Genomic DNA, 25,213 nt, shown 5'->3' with positions numbered 1-25,213 from the left:
TAATACTTACGCTCCTTGCGCTCCAGCCAGCGACCGGTCATAAACGATGCCGCCAGCAGAACAACGTAGAACAATAGGGTCAGAGGAGTTGATAAATCCATGATCGTAGTAAATTAAATCGTCTGCAAAAGTACGACGTAAAACGTCTGCGACCAACAGCAGCCGACGGTTTGTCTTATAGAACCCCTTTTGTGCTGGGCAGGTTATCGAGTTCCTTAATATCCCGCCGAACAGCCATCTTGATCGACTTGGCAAACGCCTTGAAGATCGACTCAATCTTGTGGTGTTCATTGTCGCCCTCTACCTTGATATTCAGGTTACAGAGCGCCGTATCGGAGAAGGACTTAAAGAAATGAAAAAACATTTCGGTCGGCATATCGCCCACTTTCTCCCGGTGGAATTCGGCCTGCCAGACCAGCCACGGCCGCCCCGAAAAATCGATGGCTACCTGCGCCAGGGCTTCATCCATGGGCAGCAGAAACCCGTACCGGCTGATTCCGCGCTTATCGCCCAATGCCCGGCGATACGCTTCGCCCAGCGCGAGGGCGGTGTCTTCGATGGTGTGGTGCTCGTCGATGTGCAGGTCGCCGTTGACGCGGATGGTCAGGTCGGAGCCGGAATGTTTGGCCACCTGATCGAGCATGTGGTCGAAGAAACCAAGGCCCGTATGAATATCCGCCCGGCCGGTACCGTCCAGATTCAGCTCGATGTGGATCTGGGTTTCCTTCGTGTTTCGCTCTACCGTAGCCGTGCGGGCGGGCAGGCGCAGAAATTCATAAATCTGATCCCAGTTCTCGGTAGTCAGCGCAATCGTCTGCTGCATTACGTCGGTCGGACCGCCAATGTCCGCAATCTGCACGGCTGGTACGGCGTTGGGCGGCACGAACAGAATCGCTTTAGCGCTCAGGTTAACGGCCAGTTGCACGTCGGTCATCCGGTCGCCGATAACGTAGCTGTTGGCCAGGTCGTATTCATCCGAAAAATAGCGGGTCAGCATACCGATACCCGGTTTGCGGGTTGGGGCATTGTCGCGCGGGAAATGCCGGTCGATGTGGACGGCTGCGAAGTGAATGGATTCGCCCGCGAAGGTCGTCATCATCTTGTTGTGAGCGGGCCAGAAGGTATCTTCCGGAAAGGAGGCCGTACCGAGACCGTCCTGGTTTGTCACCATGACCAGTTCATACTCAGTTTCCTGCGCGATTTTTCGCAGAGCTGAAATGGCGCGGGGAATAAATTCGAGTTTGGCCAGCGAATCGACCTGCTGATCAGGCTGGGGTTCCACGATCAGGGTTCCATCGCGGTCAATAAACAAAACTTTTCGCATGTCGGGCTTGTTATTCAACCGGCAAAGATACCACACGGCCCTGTTACGTAAGAGATTTGTATTAATTTTACGGCGTTATTTGATCATACCAGTTTCTTAGTTCTATCGTCAGTTACGTAGTCTCCATACCATACCTATTTAATATCTCTTTGTAATTAGCTTCGTTAAATAAACCTGATTTTACGCAATCTGATAGATTCATCGTACCTAGTGAGAAACCGACAATCAATAACACCTCCGTTGGAGTACAAGTAAACAAATTAGCATACATAAACCATAGTAACACATGCCCGGAACTCCTTCCAGATTAACCCGTATTGGGGTTTTCTATGATGGTAATTATTTCCTACACGTAAGTAACTATTACAATTATTCACATGAGCGTCGCAGCCGGATCAGCATTTCCGGTCTGCACGAATTTATTCGTCGCCAGGTAGCCGAAGAAGAAAACGTAGACGTTCGGCTGTGTCAGATTGTCGATGCCCACTACTTTCGGGGCCGTCTGAACGCGCACGAGGCCAATCAGCGCGGTAATCAGTTGTTCTACGACCGGCTGTTCGACGATATTCTGATGTCCGAAGGCGTCGTGACGCATTACCTGCCCGTAAAAACCTACCAGGGATACCGCCAGGAAAAAGGCATTGACGTATGGCTCGCCCTCGAAGCGTTTGAGCTGGCCCTGCACAAAAAGTTTGACGTAGTGGTGCTGATCACCTCCGACGGCGACTACGTACCACTCATTCGTAAGCTCAACACGCTGGGTTCACGCGTGATGGTTCTGAGCTGGGATTTTGAATTCCTGAACGATGAAGGCGAAAAGCAGGTAACGCGCACCTCGCAGGATTTGCTCGAAGACGTATCGTATCCGGTTGGGATGCATGAGCTGATCGACACCCGGCTGCGGAAAAACGACCCGGTCATTCAGAACCTGTTCGTTAAGCAACAGCCCCGCCCAACGTTCACGGCCGTGAACGGCAACGGCAGCTATTCAAACGGCAACAGCTTCGGTAGCGGTACTTCGTTCGGAAATTACCAGCTCGACGACGAGCCCAACTACAACGTAGCCGATATAGACACCGACCCGGAAGGCCGGAAAGTGAGCACAATCCGCAGCCTCAAAACCGGTTATGGATTCATTAACTACCCGCCGAATAACCTGTTTTTCCACTACACGAGCCTGCTTGATGTAGACTTCAACGAACTGCAGATCGACGACGAGGTGGAATTTACCCTTGGCAAAAACGCCGAAGGAAAAGACATTGCCGTTGAAGTAAGGTTGCTCCAGCAATAAATGAATTCAGTCCGTTTTGCGGTCGACAATGCCGAATCGTGGCGCTGGAACGCCCTTCGCTGGGCTACCACACAGCACGCGTTCGTGATGTGGTTTGCCAGCAACGGCATTGAATACCCCAACAACCCGTTTCCCGACCGACTCTGCATCGGCGCGAAACGGGTTGTTTCATTTGCAGACGGCGACGCGTTTTCAGCCCTGTTTCGCGCTCATCGGGCAGATCCGGCTTTTCTGGTCGGTTACTTTGGGTACGACCTCAAGAATCAGCTTGAAGCGCTGCACAGCCGCCACCCGGACCGGCTTGGGTTTCCGGAGATTTACTTTGCCGAACCCGAGTGGGTGATTGATGTCGATCCGGCGGGGATCGTAACGGTCTGGGGCGATGGTGATGTACAGTCACTGCGTACGGCCATCGACCAGCATTCGTTCCAGCCCCTTCAGCAAACGTTGTCGGCGGTGCAGTGCCGGGTTTCGCGGGCCAATTACCTTGCCAACGTGGAGCGCATCCGACAATATATTAAAGAGGGCGAAGTCTATGAATTGAATTACTGCGTCGAGTTTTTTGCCGAAAACGTTATCCTCGACCCGGTCGCTACGTACGAGGCCCTCACCAGACGGTCGCCGATGCCGTTTTCCACGTTCCTGAAGCTGGACAACCGCTACCTGATGGGTGCCTCGCCGGAGCGGTTTCTGAAGAAATCGGGCAACCGTCTCGTTTCGCAGCCCATCAAAGGAACGATTCGGCGGGGGCAATCCCTGGAGGAGGATGAGCGGCTACGTACCCAACTGCTCAACAGCGAAAAGGAACGGGCCGAAAACCTGATGATTGTTGATTTGGTACGTAATGACCTGGCTCGATCCGCGCAGACCGGCTCCGTTCGGGTGGAGGAGCTGTTCGGGATTTATACGTTCCGGCAGGTACACCAGATGATTTCGACGGTGTCGGCTACGTTGCGCGAGGGCGTAGCATGGTCAGATGCCATCAAATACGCTTTTCCGATGGGCAGCATGACCGGCGCGCCCAAAATTCGGGCTATGGAACTGATCGACGAGCTGGAAGCCAGCCGCCGGGGACTGTTTTCGGGAGCCATCGGCTTTATTACCCCCGACGGCGATTTCGACTTCAACGTCGTGATCCGGAGCCTGCAATATACAGCTGACAGCCACTACGCTTCCTTTTCGGTGGGCAGCGCCATCACCTACGACGCCGACCCAGCGCAGGAATGGGACGAGTGCCTGCTGAAAGCGCAGGCCATTCGATCGATACTGGAGCCGGCTACTACGTCGGTAACAGCCGGCTGAGGGTTGGCTACGCTACTCCAACGGTAAGTGACTGCTGGGCCCGACTGTTTTTTGGAGCAAGGTCATTTTCAGTTCCTGAAAAACAGCGTTATTTTTGATTACCTGACCATTACCCCATTGTAAAACCAGATACCCGGCTACCCCACCGTGAACGACAAAAGACGGTTTGTCGTCTTTCCCGAATCCTTGACCTGACCCTGTGCATGACACACGAAAACCTACGCCTTTTGTTCACGGGTTCTGTTTGGGCCTTGTTTCTGCTCAATGCGGTGCAATGGGGGCTGTATCGCCAGCGGATTTATGGCCTGTTCACCCTGCACACTTTCAGTTGGCTGACCAACCTCTTCCTGTTTGACAACACCGTAGCGTTATCGGCAGCAACGAGCACCTTGCTGATGAATCTGAGCATGGGCTTTTTCAAGCTCAATTTTCTTGAACTGGTGCTTGTGATGTTCACCCAGCGGGGCAGTGCCGCCCGGCGGTGGATTCGGGTGGCGCAGGCACTGGTGGTGGCCTATGTACTCGGGGGATGGATCGTGTGGCAACCCGCCGGTACGTCCAACAACGTTGCTTATGAGGTCCTGACGCATATGTTCCGTATACTGGCGGTGCTGATCAACCTCGGAGCTATTTGGCTGGCCGCCCGTCGCCGGGACTCCGTAGGCCGGCTTTTTCTGGCCGGAAGCACCTTCATGACGCTTCGGGGGTTGTTGTCGGTGGCACTGTTTTCGGGCATACCATGGGGTTGGGCTACCCAGCCCGTAGTGGCATCCGTGAATCTCGTCATTCAGGGCATGCTGATGGCCGAGCTGCTTTGCTTTTCGCTCTGCCTGACCTTCCTACGGCGAAGTCAGGAAGTGGCGCAGGCCCGTCAGCAGGCGATAACCGAACAGGAACTGGTGAGCGAACGCGAGCAGCGCCAGCGGGAAAGTCTCGAAGCAGAACTGGCGGTACGGCGACTGGAACAGGAAAAAATGGCCGTGCAGCTCCGGGCCCTGCAGGGGCAAGTGAATCCGCATTTTCTGTTCAACTCGCTCAACACCCTCTCTTCCCTGATTGATGACAGTCCCCGGCAGGCGGGCGAATTTGTAGACGAACTCAGCAGTGTATACCGCTATCTGCTGCGGGCCAATGATAACCCGCTGATTACGCTGCGCGATGAACTGGATTTTATCCGCTCGTATTACCACCTGCTTCAGACACGCCACGGTAAGGGCATCGACCTGCGCATCGCCGTAGACGACCGGTTCCTCGACACGCAGTTACCTCCGCTAACCCTGCAGTTGCTGGTCGAAAATGCCGTTAAGCACAACGTCGTGCTGCCTGATCAACCCCTGACAATTGCCATTGCGACTAATCCGGACGGGCAGTTGGTGGTTCAAAATAATCTTCAGCGCAAAGCCTCGCGTGTTCTCAGCAATGGCATCGGCTTAAGCAACATCCTGACTCAATACCGGATGCTGGGACAGGGCCTGCCAACGGTACATGATGGCAGCGGGGAGTTCGTGGTGATACTGCCGCTGGTCGCCACACCCGCATCCGCCGGGTGACTGACGGTATACCGTTCCTTTCTTTTTACAACCGGTGAAGCAGACTCCTGGCGTTCCCCCACCTGTGTTGATTGTCGCCTGTCCGGAGCCAGTTATTCTTTCTTACTGGCGCGGTTGGCTTGCTTGATCACTTGCTCAATCGTATCCCACTGCTCATTGGAGACCTGTTCCAGGTGATTGAACTCCCCGGCCATCAGTACCTCGCCCCCGTCGATTGTAATGCACTCGCCGGTGATAAAGCCCGAGAAGTCGGACAGCAGAAAGGCCGCCAGATTCGCCAGTTCCTGATGCTCCCCTACCCGCTTAAGCGGAATGCGGCTGACCGGGTCCATCATCTTGATCAGTGGCTCCGGAAACAACCGCTCCCAGGCCCCCTTGGTCGGAAACGGCCCCGGCGCGATGGCGTTGAGCCGGATGCCGTATTTCCCCCACTCAGCGGCCAGCGATTTAGTCATGATCAATGCCCCCCCTTTGGCCACCGCCGAGGGTACTACGTAACCCGAGCCCGTAGTAGCGTAGGTTGTCGAGATATTGAGCACCGTACCGCGAATCTGGTTCTCGATCCAGTATTTGCCCACGGCCAGGGTGAAGTAGTACGTGCCACGCAGAACGATGTCCACAATGGTATCGAACGCTTTGTACGACAGCCGTTCGGTTGGGCTGATGAAATTCCCAGCCGAGTTGTTCAGCAAGCCGTCGATCCGTCCAAACCGCTCAATAGTCTGAGCAATTACATGTTCTATTTCTTCGGGTTTACGCACGTCGCAGGCTACGGCCAGAATCTGCCCCGCTCCGGCAGTTTCGCTCACCTCCTGCGTCAACTCCCCGGCCGTCTGATCCAGCACCGTCTGTCGGCGGCTACAAATCGTGACGTTGGCACCCAACTGCAGAAAATAGCGGGTCATGGATTTACCCAGGCCGGTTCCTCCGCCGGTTACGATGATGGTTTTTCCCTTGAGCGCGTCATCGCGCAGCATACCTGTCGTCATGTAATAATGAGTGAATGAGCGAAAGAGTGAATGAGCGAATCGGCCCGCCGAAGCGGAGCGAAAGAGTGAGAGTGAGTTGCTCATTCACTCCGCTTCGGCGGGCCGATTCGCTCTTTGTAAATCAATACCCCCGCTCGATCTTTTTGTTGAATTCGGCTTTTCGCTTGTCCAGGGTGGCCTGCATGGCTTCGCTGAAATCGTCGGATTGCAATTGCGACGAATTCCAGAGGGCGACATACTGCAGGCCGTCTTCAATGGATTTATCAAGGCTGTAGTTGAGTACCTGCTTGGCCCCCTGCACCGCCCCGGCCGGATTGTCGGCAATCTTCCGGGCGAGGGTCTCGGCTTCGGCAAACAGCTCGTCGGGCGTCGGGTATACGTGATTGATCAGGCCAATCTTTTCGGCAAAGGCAGCATCGTAGTCATCGCCGGTGAAGGCCATTTCGCGGGTGTAGCCCTGACCGATAATATGCGGCAGAAACTGTAGACCGCCAATGTCGGGGGTAATGGCCAGCTTAGCCTCGCGCAGACTGAACTTGGCATCCTGAGAACACAGGCGGATATCGGCTGCCGAGATCATGTTGACGCCCCCACCGATGCACCAGCCGTGGATGGCTGCAATGATGGGTTTCGGCGACTCATGCATCTTCTGAAAACCCGACTGCATAAACCGAATCTCGGCCATGAGTTCAATGCGCTGATCGGCCACCATCGTACCGGTCGTCATCGTGCCCAGCCGGGGCATCATCCGTTGCAGATCCAGCCCATAGCTGAAATGATCGCCACTGCCCCGGAAAACGACGCACCGTACGTCGTGCATACCGTTGATTTCATCCATTGCGCGGGGAAGCTCCTCCCAAAATTCAGGCCCCATGGCATTGCCTTTGCCCGGCCCCAGCAGCGAAACGGTCAGAACACCATCTGCCTGGTCGAAAGCGAGTGATTGATACGTCTGGTTCATACTAGTATGCTTGCATACGGTTAGCGTAAAGGTAGTATTATTCTGATATACTGTTGGCCGCAGGCTTTATTAACTTATCAGGTCTGCTGCCACAACCGGCCTAACTGCTTTAACCCATCCAGGTAGGCAACTGTTGGCGGATGACCATACGCAATACGTAAACAGGCTGCGTACTGCGGCTGCGTCGTGAACAGGTGCCCCGGGTAAAATGTAATCCCGGCGTCGACGGCCCGGGCCAGCATGGCCGCGGCTGAATACCCCTCGGGGAGTTCAACCCACAGCACAAATCCACCGTTGGGCCGACTGACCGTTGTGCCGTCAGGAAAGCTGGTCAGGATCGCGTCCAGGTACGTCAGCATGTGCTTTTGCAGCGCAGCCCGCAGTTTGCGCAGGTGCAGATCGAACCGGCCAATGCGTAGGAAATCGGCGATGGCGGCCTGCGTAATCGTCGCCGGGCTGATGGTCTGCATGAGTTGCGCCCGGATTACGGCTTCCTGGTAGCGGCCCGCCAGCACCCACCCAACCCGATAGCCGGGAGCCAGCGTTTTTGATACCGACGAACAGAGTAGCACCCGCCCGGCCGTATCGAAACTGTGGCAGGTACGCGGCCGGACACTGCCAAAATATGTTTCGCCGTAGATATCGTCTTCGATCAGGGGCAGATCGTAGCGGGCGAGTAAGTTCACCAGCGCGGCTTTCCGGTCGTCGGACATACAGTACCCGCTGGGGTTGCTGAACGTAGGAGTCAGCACCACGGCGCGAATGGCCTCTTTACGAATGGCCTGTTCGAGCGCTGCCAGCTCAGGACCCGTTTGGGGGTCGGTCGGCAGTTCATACGCCCGAACGCCCATGCCTTCCATGGCCTGGAGAATACCGTAGTACGTTGGTGATTCGACCGCCACTACGTCGCCGGGCCGGGTGGTTGCCCGCAATGCCAGCGTGATGGCTTCCAGACAGCCGTTCGTGACCACCACCTCGTCGGCCGATACGCGACTTCCGCCGTTGAACGACAGCCGGGCAATTTGCCGACGTAGTTCGGGCGACCCGGCCGTAGCCTCGTAGCCCAGACCGCTGTCCGGCAATTGACGTACTGCCGTTAGCAGCGATTTATTGAGTTTTGCCTGCGGGAGCAAGTCAAGGCTCGGCACCGCCACGGCCAGATCAACCAGGTCTGGTTGTGACCATCCCCTGGCCAGGCTACGCATGGCTTCGCTGATCGTGATGGGCGTTGCCATCGGCCGCGGCTGACTGGTACGCGGTACTGGCCCGGGCCGACTCCCTGCCGACTGGACGTAGTAGCCCGACTGTGGCCGGGCAACGATCAATCCGCGGGCTTCCAGATCGTAGTAGGCCCGGAAGGCGGTTGTAACGCTAATGCCCCGCTCACGACTCAGTTGCCGCACCGAAGGCAGCCGCTCGCCTACCCGCAGCACACCCTGCTCAATCTGTTGCCGAAGCTGGTCGGCAAGTTGGCGATACCGAAAGTCGTCTGCCATGCTGTTAACTGATATGGTTTGTTTTGTAAAAAGTGCATCTGTTTCGTTTTGCAAACCTCGCAGAACTTTGCCCAACAAACAACCAATGAACAAACCACTACCCGTATGACCCTCATGCAGCAGGAAGGCCGGCAACTTAACGAACTGCTGGCGCTGGCTCAATCGCAGGCTCTGTCGTATCTGCAAGGCTTACCCGACATGCCGATCAGCCGCCCTACCCCCGTTCAACCCGCGGTTGAGCTACCCGAACACGGGATCGGTACGCCAGCGGCTTTGTCGCAATTCCAGACCCATTTTTCGCAGGCGCTTGTGGCCTCATCCGGCCCGCGCTACTGGGGATTCGTGACGGGCGGCACTACACCCGCAGCCATCGCCGGGGACTGGCTCACGGCCGTTTACGACCAGAATCCGCAGAGCATCACCGGACCGGGCGACGTATCGGCCAGTATCGAACTGCATACTTTGCAGCTCTACCGGCAGTTGTTCAGCCTGCCCGACAATTTTATGGGTGGTTTTGTGACGGGCGCAACGCTCTCCAACTTCACCGCGCTGGCTGTAGCGCGGCAGTGGGCCGGTCGGCAACAGGGCCACGACATTGCCCGCGACGGCGTTACGTCCGGAATTCGGATTCTGGCAGCTACGCCCCACTCGTCAGCCGTTAAGTCGCTGGCGATGCTGGGCCTCGGCAGCCGGCACATCACGTACCTCCGAACGCTCACCGGCCGTGAAGCCATGGACGTAGCGCATCTGGAAGACGTACTGGCTCAGGAGCCCAACGTACCGACCATCCTGATTTCGAGCGGAGGCACGGTCAATACGGTCGATTACGACGACATGCAGGCCATTGCCGAACTCCGGGGCCGGTATGCCTTCTGGTGGCACGTCGACGCAGCCTTCGGGGGACTTGCAGCTTTGTCGCCCTCTTTTCAGGACCGGCTGGCCGGCTGGGACCAAGCGGATAGCCTTACCATCGACAACCATAAATGGCTGAACGTACCATACGACAGCGCCGTGTATCTCATCAAAACCCACCACGCGGCTCTGCAGGTGCAGACGTTTCAGAACGCCAGTGCCCCGTATCTGGGCGATCCGCTGGCCGACTTCAGCTACCTGAACTACGGTCCCGAAAACAGCCGGCGACTCCGGGCGCTCCCGGTCTGGCTTACGTTGCTGGCGTACGGTCGGGAAGGGTACCGCCAGCTTGTGGAACAGAATGTAGCGCAGGCCCGGGCGTTTGGAACCCTGATCGACCAGTCTGATTTTCTGCAACTCGAAGCGCCGGTACGGCTGAATGTGGTTTGTTTTTCGCTGAAACCGTACCGAACAGATAAAGAAAAACTGACTCAATTCCAGAAAAAGCTCGAAGCGCTGGGGCAGGTGTTCATGACACCAACCGTCTACAACGGTGTCTGCTGCCTGCGGGCGGCCTTTGTCAACTGGCGCACCACCCCCGACGACCTGAACCTGGCGATGGCCAGTATGCAGACCGCCTGGGAAGCGGTGCGCGAAGCATAACGTATCGGTAAACTATGGGTGGCCGCGAAACCGTATTTTTACCGATACGTTATTGTTCACCTTCCCGACCATCCTATGGCTTTCATTGGCTATCCCGACGCAAAATTGCTGAAACAACCCCTCAGCGACGAACTGGTTAAACCGCAGGACATTATCAAACGTGTGCTGTGGGGCGATTACGCCGACATCATCGATACCACCACGTCAGCCACCCACACCAAAGTCCGATGCCGCAACGCCGAAGGCTGGGTGGCCAGCGAACTGCTACAGGCAGAACGGCTGCTTGAGGTCAACTTTATCGATGTCGGCCAGGGCGACGGCTGTTTTCTGGTAACTCCCGACGACAAGTTCATTCTGATCGACGCGGGCCGGGACGACAGCATGTACCGATTCCTGAAGTGGCGCTTCAACCTCTCGCACAACAACTACGTGATTCCGCTCGATTACGTGGTTATGACCCACTCCGACCTGGATCATTACGGCGGTTTCCGGCCGATCGTTGATTCGGGGCGCTTCACGATCCGGCATATTTACCACAACGGGCTGGTCGAGCGAACGGGCTTTAACCTGATCGGGCCGGTACGTACGGTCGGAACGGAAGAATACATCACCGACCTCTGCGATACGTTCGACAAGGTCAAACAACTGCTCGACGTAGCCACCAACCGCGGCAATAAGCTTTACCCTAATCTGCTTCACGACGCGTATCAATCGGCTACGCTGGGGCTGGCCGACATCCGGATGCTGGAAAAAGGGTCGGTTATCGACGGGTACGACGAACAATCGCCGATTCACATGGAAGTTCTGGCCCCGATACCCCGGCAGGACGAAGCGACCGATGGCCAGAAATATTTGCCGTACCTGGACGAGCCGACGCCTTTCAGCACGCATCCGGGCTGGGACGAAACCAAGAACGGGCACTCGGTAGTCATTCGGTTGCGCTATGGTACCGTTTCGATGCTGCTCGGGGGCGACCTGAACGATAAAGCCCAGCGCTATCTGACGGTTCAATACACCGGAAAAGACCCTTTGTCGGACCTGACCGATGCCGAGCGGACAGAGATGATCCAGCGGGGGCGGGCCGTGTTTCAGAGCGATCTGGCCAAATCGTGCCACCACGGATCGGACCGCTTTCTGGACGATTTCATGGCGTTTTTGCACCCGCTGGCAACCGTGATTTCGAGTGGCGATAACGAAACGTATACGCACCCCCGCCCCGATACGCTGGGAGCCATCGGTAAATCGAGCCGGGGCCGCCGGCCGCTTATTTTCAGCACCGAGCTGGCCCGGTCGTCGGAAGACAAAAAAGTAATTAAGGACGAACTGCTGCGGGAGGTCGGGGCTTTATTTGCCGAACTGGACTCGACAACCGACCCTGTTCGCAAAAAAGCCCTTCAGGCCCGCATCGTGGCCATCCGCGAGACGCTGGAACGGAACGTAGCCGTGTATGGCACCATCAGCGTTCGAACCGACGGCATACGGGTAGTAATAGCCCAGAAAAAAGAGAAAAAAGGCAGCGGCCACGTCCTCTGGAAACTCGAACCCGACGCATCCGGTGAACTGCAATACGTGATCAATCGTTGATAGGCTATTCCGACAAGCAAGATAATCCTTCAACACTCGAACCCGTATGCACTTTGATACGCTTGCCCTTCAGGCCACCCATCAGCAGGACCCCGCCACCGGGGCCGTTGTTCCTCCCATCCACCTCTCCACAACGTTTGAACGGAATGAGGCTCATGAACTACCGGGCAATTACCTCTACGCCCGGCCGAACAACCCCACGCGCGAAGCCCTCGAACGATCGCTGGCAACGCTGGAAGGGGGCACGACGGGCATAGCGTTCAGTTCGGGCCAGGCCGCCACCATGACCCTGTTTCAGGCGCTGCGGCCCGGCGATCACGTCGTGCTGGCTCACGATGGTTTCTACGGCACAACGTCCCTGCTGGAAACGGTGTTTCATCCGTGGGGCCTCACCTACACCCGGGTCGACATGAGGGATATCGAGGCCGTACGGGCGTCTATTCACGAAAACACGCGCATCGTCTGGGTTGAAACGCCCTCCAATCCAACGCTCACGATTGTTGATCTGCTGACTATTACCCGGATTGCCCACGACGGCGGGGCGCTCTGTGTCTGCGACAACACCTGGGCCACGCCCGTTCTGCAACGGCCCCTCGACCTGAACTGCGACATCGTGATGCATTCGACTACGAAGTATCTGAGCGGCCACAGCGACGTTATCGGTGGGGCGCTGATCTTCCGGCGCAACGATGCGTTTACGCAGCGGGTCCGGCAGCTTCAGTCCATTTCCGGAGCCGTACCGTCGCCGTTCGATTGCTGGCTGGTGATGCGGGGACTTAAAACCCTGGGGGTACGGGTTCGGGCGCAGACCGCTACGGCCCAGGCCATAGCCGAGTTTCTGGATGGCCACCCGATGGTAGAGCAGGTTAATTACCCCGGCCTAGCAAATCATCCGGATCGGCAGCTGATCAAACAGCAGATGAACGGCCCCGGTGCGATGCTGTCCGTGCACATAACCGGTGGGGCTGAGGAAGCCCTCCGGGTGCTCAGCCGGCTGCGGTTGTTCCGGCGGGCCACGAGCCTGGGGGGAGTCGAAAGCCTGATTGAGCACCGGGCGTCCGTTGAAGGTCCTACAACTACGACGCCCGCCAACCTGCTGCGACTCTCGATTGGCCTTGAACACCCCGATGATCTGATCATGGATCTGGCGCGGGCGCTGACCTCAGCCTGACCTATCGTTCTCCTTAAAGAACGTATACCTCCAAAACCTAACCGCGTGAAGGGGCTTGGCATTGCTGATGGACAAATCTTGACATGGCAACGCCAAGCCCCCGTAAGGTGCCGGGTAAGACGATGTATCAGCCTGAACCTGTTAGTATTCGAGTATAGGTCGTCAGACCTGGACATGAACAACCGGCTGCGGGCTGGCCGGTAGATACACAAAGAAGGTTGTCCCCTTGCCCACTTCGCTCTGGACGGTGATCGTACCGGAGTGATTATCCACAATTTTTTTGCAGAGAGCCAGGCCGATGCCCGTTCCGGGGTATTCTTTCTGCGTATGCAGGCGCTGGAAGATGGTAAATATTTTGCGGGAATAATCGGCATTGAAACCGATGCCGTTGTCGGCGACCATCAGCTCAACGTAATCCATGCTGGCCGGTAATCCTTCGGGCAGACTGAGCTGATTACCCGCCCGGGTGGTAGCCCTGATGATAATGCACGGAGGTTTGTCGCAGAACTTGAGTGCGTTGTGAATCAGGTTAGCAAACAACTGATTAATCTGCAACGGAATTCCCTGAATAACCGGCAGCCCCTCCGTAATCAGCGTCGCTTTCTTTTCCAGCATCAGCAGTTCAAAGTCGGCCTGAATGTGCTCGATCACCTGATTCAGATCCACCTGAGCAAACGGTTCAGATACGTTAGACAAGCGGCTGTAGTGGAGTACCGACTTGATGAGTGCTCCCATCCGTTCGGCCGACGCGTAGATTTTACTGAGGTATTGCCGGGTCAGGGAAGGGTCGCCGGAATTGGTTTCGGCCAGTTGCGCAAAGGTCTGAATCTTGCGAAGGGGTTCCTGCAGATCGTGCGAAGCAACATAGGCAAACTGCTCCAGATCCCGGTTCGACTTTATCAGCTTGCCGTTCACCACGGTAAGTTCAGCATTAGCCTGTTCGAGTTCCCGCGTGCGTTCCCTGATCTTCTCTTCGAGCTGCTGGTTCCAGACCAGGATTTCGGTATTTTGCCGGTCAATCTCCGTGAGCATGTGATTAAAGGCATCGGTCAGCAGACCTACTTCGTCTTCCTGGCTTTTGGTGGCCCGCACCGTGTAGTTATGATCGCGCGAGACCTGCGTCGCCACATGCGCCAGGTTCAGAATAGGCCGGGAAATTGCCACCTGCAACCGACGTGAAAGCAGGTACGTTAACCCCAGCGACACCCCCAGCACCATGGCCACAATCAGGCCGTAGCGCCTGAAGCGCTCGTACATAGCCTGCATATCGGATTTGAGGTACAAGCTTCCCAGCCGGGTCGAGCCTTGTACCACCGGCTGAAAGCCTTCCAGGTAGCCTCCTGTAAATCGATACCCCGGCGCCAGTGGTGAAGGCGGAAACTGTTTTTCAGGAACTTCAGCCGGAAATGTTGCAAACAGCTGACCTTGCTTATCATACAGCCCGGCAGCTACGATGTGGCGGTTCGCCTGCAACGCCCGCAGGGTTTCCTCCGCATCCTCAACGCTGTCAAACGCCAGCGCTGCCGTACTGTTGGCGGCAATAATCTCCCCCAAAGCCGTAAGCTGGCTCTTCAGCGTCTGCCGGAACGTTACGTATTCGTAGATGAAAAAAGCCGCGCAGGTCAGCAGTAATGCCAACCCGCTGGTCAGCAACATGGCGCGCATGAGCTGACGCTGAATCGGAGTTGCTTTCGGCCTTTTCGTTTCCATGTCAATCGACAATTTGAGCTACCTGCAACAGCTTCGAGCTGATGTCCAGTTGAGCCGCCCGAACGGTGGTTGGGTTGACTTCAAGCCGGATTTTGTTATTCATCGTCAGGAACCGAATCATACCGCCCTGCCGGGCAAATGTAGGTGATTCGCCCACCGTAAGCATCGGCCGGCGGGGTATGGCCGCCAGCATCTCCCGGGCTTTTTCGGGCTCTTTAGCACTAATATATAACAGATGACAATCCTTTACGTCGGCTATTTGCTGGAAACGCTGCACCCGGATCGGATGCGTACCAACTTTTTCACCGGCAACCGCTTCGGGCAGCACTGGGCCAAACGGGTCAGCCCCAACGATCCCGATGATAAACGGAGAATCTGGTCCCGCAAACGCCATTTCCGGCCATTCGACGAAGCGGGTAAAATTGTATATAAACACGGCTTTGACACTCCATTCAGGAGCCGGCTGCGCCGACACCCCGCCGAGTGATCCAATCAATAACCATGCTATCAGTACTCTCATCGTGCGCTGGCCGATTACCGGTGAATGAAGTGGGTTAGAAGCGAATGGACACCTTTCCGTACACACTCCTGGGTATAGCCAAGGTCTGGAACTCGACATGCTGGCGCTGGCCCAGGTTCTGCCCGATAACCGACACCTCCAGCCATTTGTAAAGCCAGGCCAGCCGAACATCGAACGTTACGTAGGCCGGTACCTGAGCCGTAGCCAGGGTTTTGGGTAAATAATCGAGATAGCGCCCGGCCAGATCAAGCTGAAAATTACCGGGTAAATCGAGAATTGACTGCAACAATACCCGATTTTTAACGTCGTTTCCCAGGTAATCAGGATTAAAATTTCGGCCGGGTTTGCTGCGGAGGTTTTTATCAAAATACGTGTAGCCGCCCCGCAGCCGCCACGTTGGTGCAATCTGGTACTGCCCCGATACCTCAACTCCCCACGACTCGCCCTCCGACCCGTTCTGAATCTGGTACGTCAACGTATTGGGCAGGGCTTCTACGCTGTACACATCGCGGTAGACATTATAAAAGCTGGCGAGTGAGAGACTAACGTTTGTAGAAGGCTGCCATCGGTAACCCAGCTCATAGGCCACAACCTTTTCGGACGTGAAGTTTGGCCCGCCGGCCACGCTCGGCTGAGTAGGCGGCAGCGGAGTAGCGGGCAGAAAATAATCGACGTCGAGCCGGCTAGGGGTCCGAACGGCCCGGGAGATGGCCCCCCACAGCAGGTTGTTGGGTCTGACGGACCAGGCCATACGGGCACTTGGCTGGACCTCAAAGCCGGAGTAGACGTTGTGCAGCAGTTTGGTCCCGACCGTCAGCTTGAGCCGGTCGCTGAGCGTAATTTCGTCCTGGATGAACCCGGTGTACAGCGGGAGGTTTTTCCGGGGTGGCAGAATAGCCGCTGCACTTCCGGATTCGGTCAGATCGCGGGCCAGCCGGTAGCCAAGTCCCCAAAGAACATTGTGCCGCGTTCGGACGGGAAAGTGGTGCTGAAAGTCAACATCGTACGTTTCAAGCTGATCAAACAGGTTTGACGGTACGTCGTCCCGGTAATAGCGATCGTAGTATAGTTGCAGCATCAGCCCCGACCGGTCGGAGATGGCGCGGGACCAGCGAGCCAGCAGATGTTGCCCGTCAAGCCCCGAGTTGCCGCCGGCCGTTTTGCGGGTACCACCGTAGGCTTCACCTTCCAGCGAAAACTGGTCGGTATCCGAAGCTGCCCAATCCATCCGAAAACCACCCTGGGTCAGATTCCAGGCGTCCTGGTTGTTTTCGCCGGACGGCAATATGGTCGAGTTTCGGTTGAAGTGCTGGCCATAGATCCGGTACGTTAGCTTGTCGGTAAACCGGCCACCGTAACGCAACGCCACCCGATCTCTCAGGAAGGTCCCCGCCGTGGCCGCTACGTAGGTGCCCTGGGTCTCAGCCGAGCTTTTTGTGATGATGTTGATGACACCGTTGACGGCGTTAGCCCCCCACAACGTACCGCCTGGTCCGCTCACCACCTCAATCCGTTCTACATCTTCCAGCAGCAGGTTCTGCAACTCCCAGAGCACCCCGCCAAAGAAGGGCGTGTAAACCGTCCGGCCGTTGATCATCACGAGGAGCTTGTTGGCAAAGATCGTGTTGAAGCCGCGGGCGCTGATGATCCACGTACTGGCGTTCAACTGCGCAACCTGGAGATTCGGCAGGAGTTGTAACGCTTCGGGGATATTGGTTGCCCCCGACCGCCGGATGTCGGCCCCGGTAATGACCTGAATGGCCGAAGCAACCTCCGACAGCTTTTGGGGTGTTCTCGACACGAGCGTTACCTCCAGGTCCATCAGTTGCTCGATACTCAATTTTTTCAACTGGCTGGGCGACGTCGGCGGTTCGGTCTGAGCAGCCCCAACAAAGGGTATTACCAGTGCAATAGGCAATACTAACCAGCGCCGACGCAACCGTTGCGACAACTGAATTGAGCGAGTACGTAGTGATTTGTTTGTTGGGTAATGGTTTATGGCATACGAGTTCCTGGCAACTAACGGTTCATCCTGTTTCATAAAGCGATGTAGCAATTTGGACAACGCATTCAGTCAATGACTAATCGATCCAATAGGTGGTTGGTGGCCCTGCAGCCTTTTCTAATGGATAGCCTGACCACTAATTCAACATCAATCAACTAATAAATTGGGGGTTAGAATAACGATAAGCCGCTTAAAATTAAAGACCCATATACTAACTTTCAGAAAAGCTGGCACTACTGATAGTCAGGCATTAGCTAATAATATACAAGTCTTGCTATAGTTCCAGAATTCGAGGCAACGGCCAACAGCCCAGTCACCACGGCCGCATCGCAGCCCTGGCTGAGTTGCTCTTCACTCCGTCGATCTGATGCGCCACAGGCTGTCAAAAGACCGCCCAACTATCTTACCGGGCTGTCCACAAGCGAACAGGCTCTGTCCGTAAATGGACATTGTAATGATCTTTACCTACGGTGAATTTGCCATTTCAGGCTGTTTTCGGCGTTTTCGCTGGGTTGGCCGCAGATTTGTACGATAAAATGTAAACTAATAGTTCAGCTCATGCGTCGCACGTATTTAGGCGAGTTTGAAGAGATCGTTCTGCTGATGGTCGCCATCCTGGATGGGCAGGCTTACGGCGTAACGGTGTCGCAGGAAATCGAACAGCACACGGGCCGGATCGTTACGTTCGGCACCGTACACAATACGCTCATCAGGCTGGAAGAAAAAGGCTTTGTGAAATCGGAACTGGGTGGAGCCACCGCCGAACGAGGTGGTCGGCGCAAACGCCTGTTCCGAGTGACGGCCCTGGGCAGCCGCGCGTTGCAGGACATTCAGCAGCTACGTAACGAACTCTGGCAGCTTATGCCACCGCAATCATTGAAGCTAAGTGGCCTATGAAGCCGGTGAACCAACCTCCCCGCAACCGCACCGGCGGACCGGACCATCCGCCCCGCTGGGCGCAGCGCCTGCTGCGGTGGCTGCATCCGTCCAACACACTGGAGGAAGTCGAAGGCGACCTCGACGAACTCTACGCCTACTGGCACCAGCGGGCGGGTGAGCCACATGCTACGCTGCGCTACCTGCTCAACGTACTGTCGGTGTTGCCGCCCTTCGTGCGCCGACGCCAACAAATTAATCAATATCCTCAACCTTCTTTGTTTCATCCTGATATGTTACGCAACTACTTCACAATCGCTCTGCGCAATTTATGGCGAAACAAGTTGTACAGCTCGTTGAACTTAACTGGATTAGCAGTAGGTCTGGCGGCTTCGGCGCTCATTCTGCTCTGGGTGCAAAATGAATTGAGCTTTGATAGCTATCACCCGGCAGCCGACCGAACGTACCGAGTAACAAACACACTAAAAATTTCAGGCGATCCCTGGGTTTGGTCAAACTCTCCCCTGAAATTAGGAGAAACAGCCCAGCGCGAAGTGCCCGGCATTGAGCGCATCACTCGTTTCAAAACGCCGTGGCAAGCTCCAAACTTTCAGGTGGGTAACGACCTGTATAGTGAAGATAAAGCTGTCTTTATTGATTCTACCTGGTTTAAAGTCTTCGACTATAATTTCTTAGTAGGTAATCAGGAAAAGGCGCTTGACGATCCAAACAGCGTTGTTCTCACCGAAACGAAAGCCCGTACCTGGTTTGGTAATCCCGAAGCGGCCGTTGGTAAAATTGTCAGAATGGATTCAACGAATTTAGTTGTCCGAGCCGTCGTGCGTGATAATCGCCCAAATTCCAGTTTTCGCTATGACGTGCTAATGCCGATCGGCGTCTCATTACAAAATGCGAATGCCCGGGCAAATGAGCAAGATTGGAACAATTTCAATTACCAGTTGTTCCTGCAGCTCAACGCTGGTGCCAAGCCCGAGAAAATTAGCCAGCAATTGACTCAACTCTATCGTGTTCATAAGCTAGATTCAAGCATAACAGCCAGCCTGATTCCGCTTAGAGACATTCACTTCAATACATCCTTCCAAAATGATGTATTGCCTAAAGGTCAGCGTAAAACAGTGATGACACTTGGCCTCGTTGGTTTGCTAATTCTTATTATCGCTAGCATTAACTACGTAAACCTGGCTACCGCATTGACTAGTCAGCGGGCAAAGGAGGTAGGCGTTAAGAAGATTATTGGCGCGGGCCGAGGACGCTTGTTTGCACAGTTTCTGAGTGAATCGGTGCTGCTAACCTTACTCGCCTTAGGCCTAGCTCTTGGCTTGATTGGTTTAAGCTTACGGCTATTTAATCATTTCACCGACAACCAGTTTAGGCTTGACCTAGGCAACACCATGCTTTGGTTATTCCTTCTAGGCAGCGTTGGGTTGACGGTTTTATTGTCAGGCGTATATCCGTCGCTACTGCTTTCTTCGCTCGAACCTGTAAAGGTCTTGAAGGGTAGCAACGTCCTTAATTCTCGCAATACCGGGTTTCGCCAGGGATTGGTTGTGGTACAGTTCACCATTTCTATTGCCCTCATCGTTACAACACTAATTATTTCTCGGCAGCTTCACTATGTCCAAACGCAGGACCCTGGCTATCAGCGCGAACACATCTTCATGTTTCAGGTACCCTTTGAGGACGGTCGAAACACCGTTAGCATTCGTAGTCTGATAAAGCAACAACTACGAGACCTGAGCGGAGTGGCCGGTGTTACCTCAGCCAATCAGCCCATTGTTGACATGAAGAGCATGCACAGTGGTAGCTTGAAATGGGCGGGCAAACGCGACGATTTCAAGCCAACAGTCTCTCAGTTTTCCGTCGAGCCAGAAACACGTTCGGTGTTCAATCTGAAACTAACGCAGGGGCGCTGGTTTAGCCGTGATATGAAACTCGACACAGCCAACGTAATTTTAAACGAAACGGCGGTGAAATCACTGGGGCTCAAAGCGCCTGTAGTGGGGCAATGGTTCGAGTTTCAAAGCCGACGCGGGCGCATCATTGGTATTACCAAAGATTTTAACTTCCAAAGCTTCCATCAGAAAATTGAACCGATGGTGCTTTTCTACGCTCCTAGTTGGCAATCACACATTTTCGCCAAAACGGCTCCGGGAACCACTCCTAAAGTTCTGGCCAAAGCAGAACGTATTTGGCAAACACAATTTCCTGGCAAGCCTTTTAAATACACCTTCCTAGACGAGAGCTTTAACAGGCTCTATCAGGCCGAACAAAAAGCTGGACAGCTATTCAACGTTTTCGCCAGTATTACCATTCTACTTTCCTGCTTAGGGCTGTTTGGTTTAGCGACCTTCTCTGCCGAACGCAGGACCAAAGAAATCGGTGTACGCAAAGTCTTAGGAGCATCGGTTACTAGTATTGTTTCACTACTCTCGAAAGACTTCCTACGGTTAGTAATCATCGCTATTGTCCTAGCCACACCCATTGCCTGGTATCTCATGAATCAATGGCTCCAAGACTTTGCCTACAAGATTGACATAGAGTGGTGGGTATTTGCCTTGGCGGGTCTGTTAGCCATAGGAATTGCGTTGCTAACGGTCAGCTTTCAAAGCATAAAGGCTGCGCTGACAAACCCGGTTAAGTCGTTACGTGCCGAATAGTATGGGGCTGGGGGTCCAGGGCGTAGGGTGACTGTAACCCAAAGCCCCGACCCCACACCTTAACCCTTAATCCCATGAAATCAACCCCGCCCCGCTGGGCGCAGCGTCTCCTGGCCTGGCTGCATCCGGCCAACACACTGGAGGAAGTCGAAGGCGACCTCGACGAACTCTACGCCTACTGGCACCAGCGGGCGGGTAAAACCCAGGCTACGCTGCGCTACCTGCTCAACGTGCTGTCGGTGCTGCCGCCCTTTGTGCGTCGACGACAACAGCCTCATTCGTATCCTCAACCTTCTTTGTTTCATCCTGACATGATCCGTTCCTACATCAAAATCGCCCTGCGCAACCTCTGGCGTAGCAAAGGCTATACGGCCGTCAACGTAGTTGGCCTCTCCGTCGCTTTCTGCATCTGCCTGTTTCTGTTCCTCACGGCGTACCGCCAGTTTACGTTCGACTCGTTCCATAAAGACGGCGACCGGATTTTCCAGACCTATCTTTTCGCCAATGACCCAGAGCGCGTCAGCCGAACGGGTGGCATGCCCTTACCGCTGATGCCGGCCCTGAAAGCTGACTTTCCGGAAGTGGAGGCTGCGGCCCGGATCATGTCCGGACGAACGAGCCTGGTCGAGTACCGGGGTAAGTATGTCGACAAGATGGTTATCCAGACTGATCCGGATTTTTTGACGCTGTTTTCGTTCCCACTCATCAAGGGTAGTTCAGATGTGGCGCTGCGTGACCTGAGCAGCATTGTCGTCAGCGAAGCGATGGCGAAGGCCGTATTTGGCAACGAGGACCCGATCGGAAAGCACCTGCTGATCGGCAGTGAGGGCAACAAAAAGCAATACATCGTCACCGGCATCATTGCCGATTCACCGGATAACTCATCCGTCCACTACGATGCGCTGGTCCGGATCGAAACAGCCCCGAACTACCAAACGGACAAGGATAACTGGTATGCCAACTCGCACCGGGTGTTCATCAGGGTAGCGCCGGATGTTGACCAAACGGCTTTTGAAGCCCGGCTGAAACCGTTTGCGCAGAAGTATTTTGCCAACACGATACAAGACCTCCGCAAAAAAGGCGCAAAGCCCGATGAACGTAGCGATGTGTTTGCGATACGCTTACAGAAACTGGCCGATGTTCACTTCGACCGCGACATATCGAACGGCAAAGGAGCGCCCATTGCGCTGATCTACGTACTGATCGGAATCGGCGTTTTCATCCTGTCCATTGCCTGCATCAACTTCATCAACATGAGCATTGCCCGGTCATTCACGCGGGCCAAGGAAGTTGGCGTCCGTAAATCGCTGGGTGCGCAGAAACATCAGCTTTTCGGCCAGATCTGGAGCGAATCAACTTTCATCTGTTTCATTGGTTTCGTTACCGGAATCACCCTCACGTGCCTGCTGCTCGGAACATTCAATAGTACGTTCCAGACCAAATTTACGTTAACCTACGCGTTTCAGCCGGGGTTCATTGCCTGGATGGTGGGCGTATTCGTTGTCGTTACGTTCATAGCGGGCGGCTACCCGGCCTGGCAAATGGCCCGGTTCAACGCGGTGGAGGTGCTGAAAGGGAAAGTATCGTTGAAACGGCCGGGACTCCTGCGCAACTCGCTGATCGTTACGCAATTTACCATGTCGAGTCTGCTGGCCTGCTGCACCCTTATCGCCATTCAGCAAGTAGACCACCTGCGCCAGCAACCGGTCGGCTTTGACAAGGAACAGGTAATCAGCATCCCGGTCGGCAACCAGGTGAATGGCCGACAGGTACTCGGTCGTTTGCGGAACCGGCTAACCAACGACCCCACGGTGCTGGCCGTGACGGGTACGAGTACCAACCTGGGCAAGGGCAAAGACCGCGTTACGTCGCGCAGTACGTTCGGTTTTACATACAAGGGAAAACAGATCACGACGGACTGGCTGCTGGTAGATTACGATTACCTGAAAACGCTCGACATGAAGCTGCTGGCCGGCCGTGATTTTGACCCGGCGTATGCGGCCGATTCCGTAAACCGCGTAGTCGTGACGGAGAGCATGGCTAAACTGATCGACGCGAAACAGCCGGTTGGCGCGTTTATCCGGGATGATTCGGACACGACGGGCGCAAAGTCAGAGATTATCGGTGTCGTACCCGATTTTCAGTTGTACTCCGTAGCCGACGAAGCCCGGCCCATTGCGATGCACATTTCAAACCGGGAGGATATCCATTACGTATTCGTTCGGGTCGCTCCGCAGAGCCTCGCGCAGTCGATGGATAAGATAAAAAAGATCTGGCAGGAAGTAGCCCCCCAATCTGAATTTCTAGGCTCGTTTCTGGACGAAAACGTCGATGGCTGGTATCAGAATGAACAAGCTATGTCGCAGATATTCAGCCTGGCCGCCAGTATCGCCATGCTGCTATCGTGCCTGGGCCTGTTTGCCATAGCGCTGCTGGTCATCGAACAGCGAACCAAAGAGATTGGCATCCGGAAGGTGATGGGGGCCAGTGTCGTTAACATCATCGTTGTGCTGTCCCGTGACTTCGTGAAGCTGGTAGCCATCGCCCTGGCGATTGCCATTCCCCTGGCCTGGTTTGGCATGCAGAAATGGCTCGACAATTACGCCGAGCGCATTACCATCAGCATCTGGATTTTTGCCGGTGTCGGCCTGGCTTCCCTGCTGGCAGCGCTGGCCACGGTCAGCTTCCACAGCATTAAAGCCGCCCTGATGAACCCGGTTAAGTCCTTACGGTCAGAGTAGAGAGCATGGGGCATGGGGCGTGGGGTTGCCGGCAGCTGTACCCCATGCCCCACGCCCTTAGCCCAAAACCAAACACATTTATGAGACTCATACTCATTACCCTGCTTATGAGCGTTAGCTTAACCGCCCTGAGTCAACGGTCGGTCCTGCAAACGCAACTAATTGACAACAGCCAGACGCTTTCCATCCGGATAAATGGTAACGTAGACGGTCGGAAAATCCAGTACAACCAGACATTTGACGTAGCGTATATGAACGACCTGCAAAAAGACCTGCTCAAGTACCGGGTGTTCGAATCACAGGGCGTGTCTTTGCCGCTCCACGAAATGACAAGGTTGATTCTTGCGGTTCTGACGGGTTTGGTGTTGATCATCACGCTCGGGATCGTGAGTTATCGGATAAGAAAACCTCGCCATTCAACAAGCTAAACAGAGTAGCGAATCACCCTTCGTATCGTTTCCCTGCCCTACCGGATAACTACCCTGGCCACCACCAGCTGATGATCCGGTGAGGTTACAGAAACGCAAAAGCTATTCTGATATAACAGCTCTTCCTGTTATCCGCCACTAACCAAAGGCAATCCTGACTCCCTCAGCAAGGGCCGACGCAGGTAATCGTAGATGCCGGTAAGTCGCTCACTGAGGGCCCACACCTGCTTCCCCAGGGAGCGGTCCAGCGCTTTGTCGCTGGGTGGATACGGTTTGCAGTTGGCAAAGTAAAGACCCGTTACGTGCCTGACCTCCGGCGACGAAGCCAGATAGATGTGTGTCCTGGCGGCCGTTTCGGGTTTGGGCGCGAAAAGCTTGAAAAACCAGAACGCGAAGTTGAGCAGCCCGCTGGCGTCTTCGCTGTTTCCAAACGCCGTATCGACCAGCCACGGATGCAGCGCGTTGACCGTAATGCCATCGTCCATGAGCTGATCGGCCAGTTCGAATGTCCAGAGCAGTTTGGCCAGCTTGGAGTCATCGTAGGCCGGTATGGCCCGGTACGGTGCTTTGTCGCGCCGAACGATATGGCTCATATCGAACTGGGCCAGCCGGTGGAGTTCCGACGCTACGTTGATGATACGGGCCTCGTCGCTTTTCCGCAGCAGGTCCAGCACCAGGTGCGTCAGCAGAAAATGGCTCAGGTAATTGGTCTGAAACGTCAGTTCGATGCCTTCCGGCGAGTATTGCAGCGTATCGACCACCCGACCGGCGTTATTGATCAGGATATCGAGCCGGTCGTAACGGCTGTGCATCTCCTCCGATGCGCGGTGGATGTCGTCCATGTTCCCCAGGTCGCACTCAATCAGATCAACCCGGCCCGTCAGGCTGGCGTCTCGGATTTCGGCCTGCTGCCGGCGGCTGCGGTCGGCATCGCGACAGATCATGATGATGTCAAATCCCTGTTTGGCCAGTTCCAGAGCGGTTACTTTTCCCAAACCGGAATTAGAGCCGGTGATGGCACAGATACGGGGCTGTTGCATGGCTACGATACGTCTGTTTTGGTCTGAAACTA

The 25,213-nt window shown here is 55.2% G+C and carries 18 protein-coding genes; 10 read left to right on the top strand and 8 right to left on the bottom strand.

From position 1 onward, the window contains the following. Positions 1 to 175: 175 nt before the first annotated feature. Complete coding sequence (gene hisB, locus DYU11_RS06195) at positions 176 to 1,324, bottom strand: bifunctional histidinol-phosphatase/imidazoleglycerol-phosphate dehydratase HisB (RefSeq protein ID WP_119666793.1); 1,149 nt, start codon at positions 1,322 to 1,324, stop codon at positions 176 to 178. Positions 1,325 to 1,610: 286 nt separating this feature from the next. Here hisB and DYU11_RS06190 point away from each other — a divergent pair, with 286 nt between their 5' ends. The 3 genes from DYU11_RS06190 (at position 1,611) to DYU11_RS33595 (ending at position 5,467) form a co-directional block, all read left to right on the top strand. Further along, complete coding sequence (locus DYU11_RS06190; protein WP_119666792.1) at positions 1,611 to 2,615, top strand: NYN domain-containing protein; 1,005 nt, start codon at positions 1,611 to 1,613, stop codon at positions 2,613 to 2,615. Beyond that, positions 2,616 to 3,917: an aminodeoxychorismate synthase component I gene (gene pabB, locus DYU11_RS06185; protein ID WP_119666791.1), complete on the top strand. Its 1,302-nt coding sequence runs from the start codon at positions 2,616 to 2,618 to the stop codon at positions 3,915 to 3,917. Positions 3,918 to 4,120: 203 nt separating this feature from the next. Then, on the top strand, positions 4,121 to 5,467 hold the full coding sequence (locus DYU11_RS33595) for a sensor histidine kinase (RefSeq protein WP_229365714.1): 1,347 nt from the start codon (positions 4,121 to 4,123) through the stop codon (positions 5,465 to 5,467). 92 nt (positions 5,468 to 5,559) lie between these two features. Here DYU11_RS33595 and DYU11_RS06175 read toward each other — a convergent pair whose 3' ends face one another. The 3 genes from DYU11_RS06175 to DYU11_RS06165 all read right to left on the bottom strand — a co-directional run bounded on the left by DYU11_RS06175 (position 5,560) and on the right by DYU11_RS06165 (position 8,913). Further along, positions 5,560 to 6,444 carry an SDR family oxidoreductase gene (locus tag DYU11_RS06175; RefSeq protein WP_199736697.1) on the bottom strand — a complete coding sequence of 295 codons (885 nt, stop codon included), beginning with the start codon at positions 6,442 to 6,444 and terminating at the stop codon, positions 5,560 to 5,562. Between the two features lie 133 nt (positions 6,445 to 6,577). Beyond that, a complete protein-coding gene (locus DYU11_RS06170) occupies positions 6,578 to 7,417 on the bottom strand; it encodes a crotonase/enoyl-CoA hydratase family protein (protein ID WP_119666789.1) in 840 nt (279 codons plus the stop codon). A 77-nt stretch (positions 7,418 to 7,494) separates the two neighbouring features. Beyond that, positions 7,495 to 8,913, bottom strand: coding sequence for an aminotransferase-like domain-containing protein (locus DYU11_RS06165; RefSeq protein WP_119666788.1), 1,419 nt, complete (start codon positions 8,911 to 8,913; stop codon positions 7,495 to 7,497). A gap of 105 nt (positions 8,914 to 9,018) precedes the next feature. Here DYU11_RS06165 and DYU11_RS06160 point away from each other — a divergent pair, with 105 nt between their 5' ends. The 3 genes from DYU11_RS06160 to DYU11_RS06150 all read left to right on the top strand — a co-directional run bounded on the left by DYU11_RS06160 (position 9,019) and on the right by DYU11_RS06150 (position 13,183). Continuing rightward, on the top strand, positions 9,019 to 10,428 hold the full coding sequence (locus DYU11_RS06160) for a pyridoxal phosphate-dependent decarboxylase family protein (RefSeq protein ID WP_119666787.1): 1,410 nt from the start codon (positions 9,019 to 9,021) through the stop codon (positions 10,426 to 10,428). Between the two features lie 75 nt (positions 10,429 to 10,503). Further along, positions 10,504 to 12,012 carry a ComEC/Rec2 family competence protein gene (locus DYU11_RS06155; protein WP_119666786.1) on the top strand — a complete coding sequence of 503 codons (1,509 nt, stop codon included), beginning with the start codon at positions 10,504 to 10,506 and terminating at the stop codon, positions 12,010 to 12,012. Between the two features lie 46 nt (positions 12,013 to 12,058). Beyond that, complete coding sequence (locus DYU11_RS06150; RefSeq protein ID WP_119666785.1) at positions 12,059 to 13,183, top strand: trans-sulfuration enzyme family protein; 1,125 nt, start codon at positions 12,059 to 12,061, stop codon at positions 13,181 to 13,183. A gap of 162 nt (positions 13,184 to 13,345) precedes the next feature. Here DYU11_RS06150 and DYU11_RS06145 read toward each other — a convergent pair whose 3' ends face one another. The 3 genes from DYU11_RS06145 to DYU11_RS06135 are packed head-to-tail and all read right to left on the bottom strand — an operon-like array spanning position 13,346 to position 17,454. Continuing rightward, entirely contained in the window at positions 13,346 to 14,893 is a 1,548-nt protein-coding gene (locus DYU11_RS06145; protein ID WP_119666784.1) for a sensor histidine kinase, YfiR-like protein-associated, read from the bottom strand. Between the two features lies 1 nt (position 14,894). Then, positions 14,895 to 15,413, bottom strand: coding sequence for a TOL_0243 family YfiR-like periplasmic protein (locus tag DYU11_RS06140; RefSeq protein WP_158600223.1), 519 nt, complete (start codon positions 15,411 to 15,413; stop codon positions 14,895 to 14,897). A gap of 34 nt (positions 15,414 to 15,447) precedes the next feature. Further along, on the bottom strand, positions 15,448 to 17,454 hold the full coding sequence (locus tag DYU11_RS06135; RefSeq protein ID WP_119666782.1) for a TOL_0244 family TonB-dependent receptor: 2,007 nt from the start codon (positions 17,452 to 17,454) through the stop codon (positions 15,448 to 15,450). A gap of 522 nt (positions 17,455 to 17,976) precedes the next feature. On the opposite strand from DYU11_RS06135, the gene DYU11_RS06130 reads away from it, so the two are divergent. The 4 genes from DYU11_RS06130 to DYU11_RS06115 all read left to right on the top strand — a co-directional run bounded on the left by DYU11_RS06130 (position 17,977) and on the right by DYU11_RS06115 (position 24,141). Continuing rightward, the gene (locus tag DYU11_RS06130; RefSeq protein ID WP_119666781.1) at positions 17,977 to 18,315 is read left to right on the top strand and encodes a PadR family transcriptional regulator; all 339 of its coding nucleotides are present in this window, start codon (positions 17,977 to 17,979) and stop codon (positions 18,313 to 18,315) included. After that, positions 18,312 to 20,972: an ABC transporter permease gene (locus DYU11_RS06125; protein ID WP_119666780.1), complete on the top strand. Its 2,661-nt coding sequence runs from the start codon at positions 18,312 to 18,314 to the stop codon at positions 20,970 to 20,972. The genes DYU11_RS06130 and DYU11_RS06125 overlap by 4 nt, the downstream gene beginning before the upstream one ends. Positions 20,973 to 21,046: 74 nt before the next feature. After that, positions 21,047 to 23,713 (top strand): ABC transporter permease, encoded by a 2,667-nt coding sequence (locus DYU11_RS06120; protein WP_119666779.1) that lies wholly within the window; start codon positions 21,047 to 21,049, stop codon positions 23,711 to 23,713. A gap of 80 nt (positions 23,714 to 23,793) precedes the next feature. Next, entirely contained in the window at positions 23,794 to 24,141 is a 348-nt protein-coding gene (locus tag DYU11_RS06115) for a hypothetical protein (protein WP_119666778.1), read from the top strand. Positions 24,142 to 24,269: 128 nt separating this feature from the next. Here DYU11_RS06115 and DYU11_RS06110 read toward each other — a convergent pair whose 3' ends face one another. Next, positions 24,270 to 25,181, bottom strand: coding sequence for an SDR family NAD(P)-dependent oxidoreductase (locus DYU11_RS06110; protein ID WP_119666777.1), 912 nt, complete (start codon positions 25,179 to 25,181; stop codon positions 24,270 to 24,272). Positions 25,182 to 25,213: the final 32 nt, after the last annotated feature.

The sequence above is a fragment of the Fibrisoma montanum genome (assembly GCF_003583365.1).
GTDB classification, from domain to species: domain Bacteria; phylum Bacteroidota; class Bacteroidia; order Cytophagales; family Spirosomataceae; genus Fibrisoma; species Fibrisoma montanum.
The sequence above is the reverse complement of the archived record's forward strand: the minus strand, read 5'-3'. Positions and strand labels throughout refer to the sequence as shown.

What these genes read in the sequence shown, in the direction of transcription:
- DYU11_RS06125 (WP_119666780.1), top strand. Translation starts at nt 18,312, where the DNA reads ATGAAGCCGGTGAACCAACCTCCCCGCAACCGCACCGGCGGACCGGAC.
- hisB (WP_119666793.1), bottom strand. Translation starts at nt 1,324, where the DNA reads ATGCGAAAAGTTTTGTTTATTGACCGCGATGGAACCCTGATCGTGGAA.
- DYU11_RS06155 (WP_119666786.1), top strand. Translation starts at nt 10,504, where the DNA reads ATGGCTTTCATTGGCTATCCCGACGCAAAATTGCTGAAACAACCCCTC.
- DYU11_RS06140 (WP_158600223.1), bottom strand. Translation starts at nt 15,413, where the DNA reads ATGAGAGTACTGATAGCATGGTTATTGATTGGATCACTCGGCGGGGTG.
- DYU11_RS06160 (WP_119666787.1), top strand. Translation starts at nt 9,019, where the DNA reads ATGACCCTCATGCAGCAGGAAGGCCGGCAACTTAACGAACTGCTGGCG.
- pabB (WP_119666791.1), top strand. Translation starts at nt 2,616, where the DNA reads ATGAATTCAGTCCGTTTTGCGGTCGACAATGCCGAATCGTGGCGCTGG.
- DYU11_RS06135 (WP_119666782.1), bottom strand. Translation starts at nt 17,454, where the DNA reads ATGAAACAGGATGAACCGTTAGTTGCCAGGAACTCGTATGCCATAAAC.
- DYU11_RS33595 (WP_229365714.1), top strand. Translation starts at nt 4,121, where the DNA reads ATGACACACGAAAACCTACGCCTTTTGTTCACGGGTTCTGTTTGGGCC.
- DYU11_RS06115 (WP_119666778.1), top strand. Translation starts at nt 23,794, where the DNA reads ATGAGACTCATACTCATTACCCTGCTTATGAGCGTTAGCTTAACCGCC.
- DYU11_RS06175 (WP_199736697.1), bottom strand. Translation starts at nt 6,444, where the DNA reads ATGCTGCGCGATGACGCGCTCAAGGGAAAAACCATCATCGTAACCGGC.
- DYU11_RS06150 (WP_119666785.1), top strand. Translation starts at nt 12,059, where the DNA reads ATGCACTTTGATACGCTTGCCCTTCAGGCCACCCATCAGCAGGACCCC.
- DYU11_RS06130 (WP_119666781.1), top strand. Translation starts at nt 17,977, where the DNA reads ATGCGTCGCACGTATTTAGGCGAGTTTGAAGAGATCGTTCTGCTGATG.
- DYU11_RS06120 (WP_119666779.1), top strand. Translation starts at nt 21,047, where the DNA reads ATGAAATCAACCCCGCCCCGCTGGGCGCAGCGTCTCCTGGCCTGGCTG.
- DYU11_RS06110 (WP_119666777.1), bottom strand. Translation starts at nt 25,181, where the DNA reads ATGCAACAGCCCCGTATCTGTGCCATCACCGGCTCTAATTCCGGTTTG.
- DYU11_RS06170 (WP_119666789.1), bottom strand. Translation starts at nt 7,417, where the DNA reads ATGAACCAGACGTATCAATCACTCGCTTTCGACCAGGCAGATGGTGTT.
- DYU11_RS06165 (WP_119666788.1), bottom strand. Translation starts at nt 8,913, where the DNA reads ATGGCAGACGACTTTCGGTATCGCCAACTTGCCGACCAGCTTCGGCAA.
- DYU11_RS06145 (WP_119666784.1), bottom strand. Translation starts at nt 14,893, where the DNA reads ATGGAAACGAAAAGGCCGAAAGCAACTCCGATTCAGCGTCAGCTCATG.
- DYU11_RS06190 (WP_119666792.1), top strand. Translation starts at nt 1,611, where the DNA reads ATGCCCGGAACTCCTTCCAGATTAACCCGTATTGGGGTTTTCTATGAT.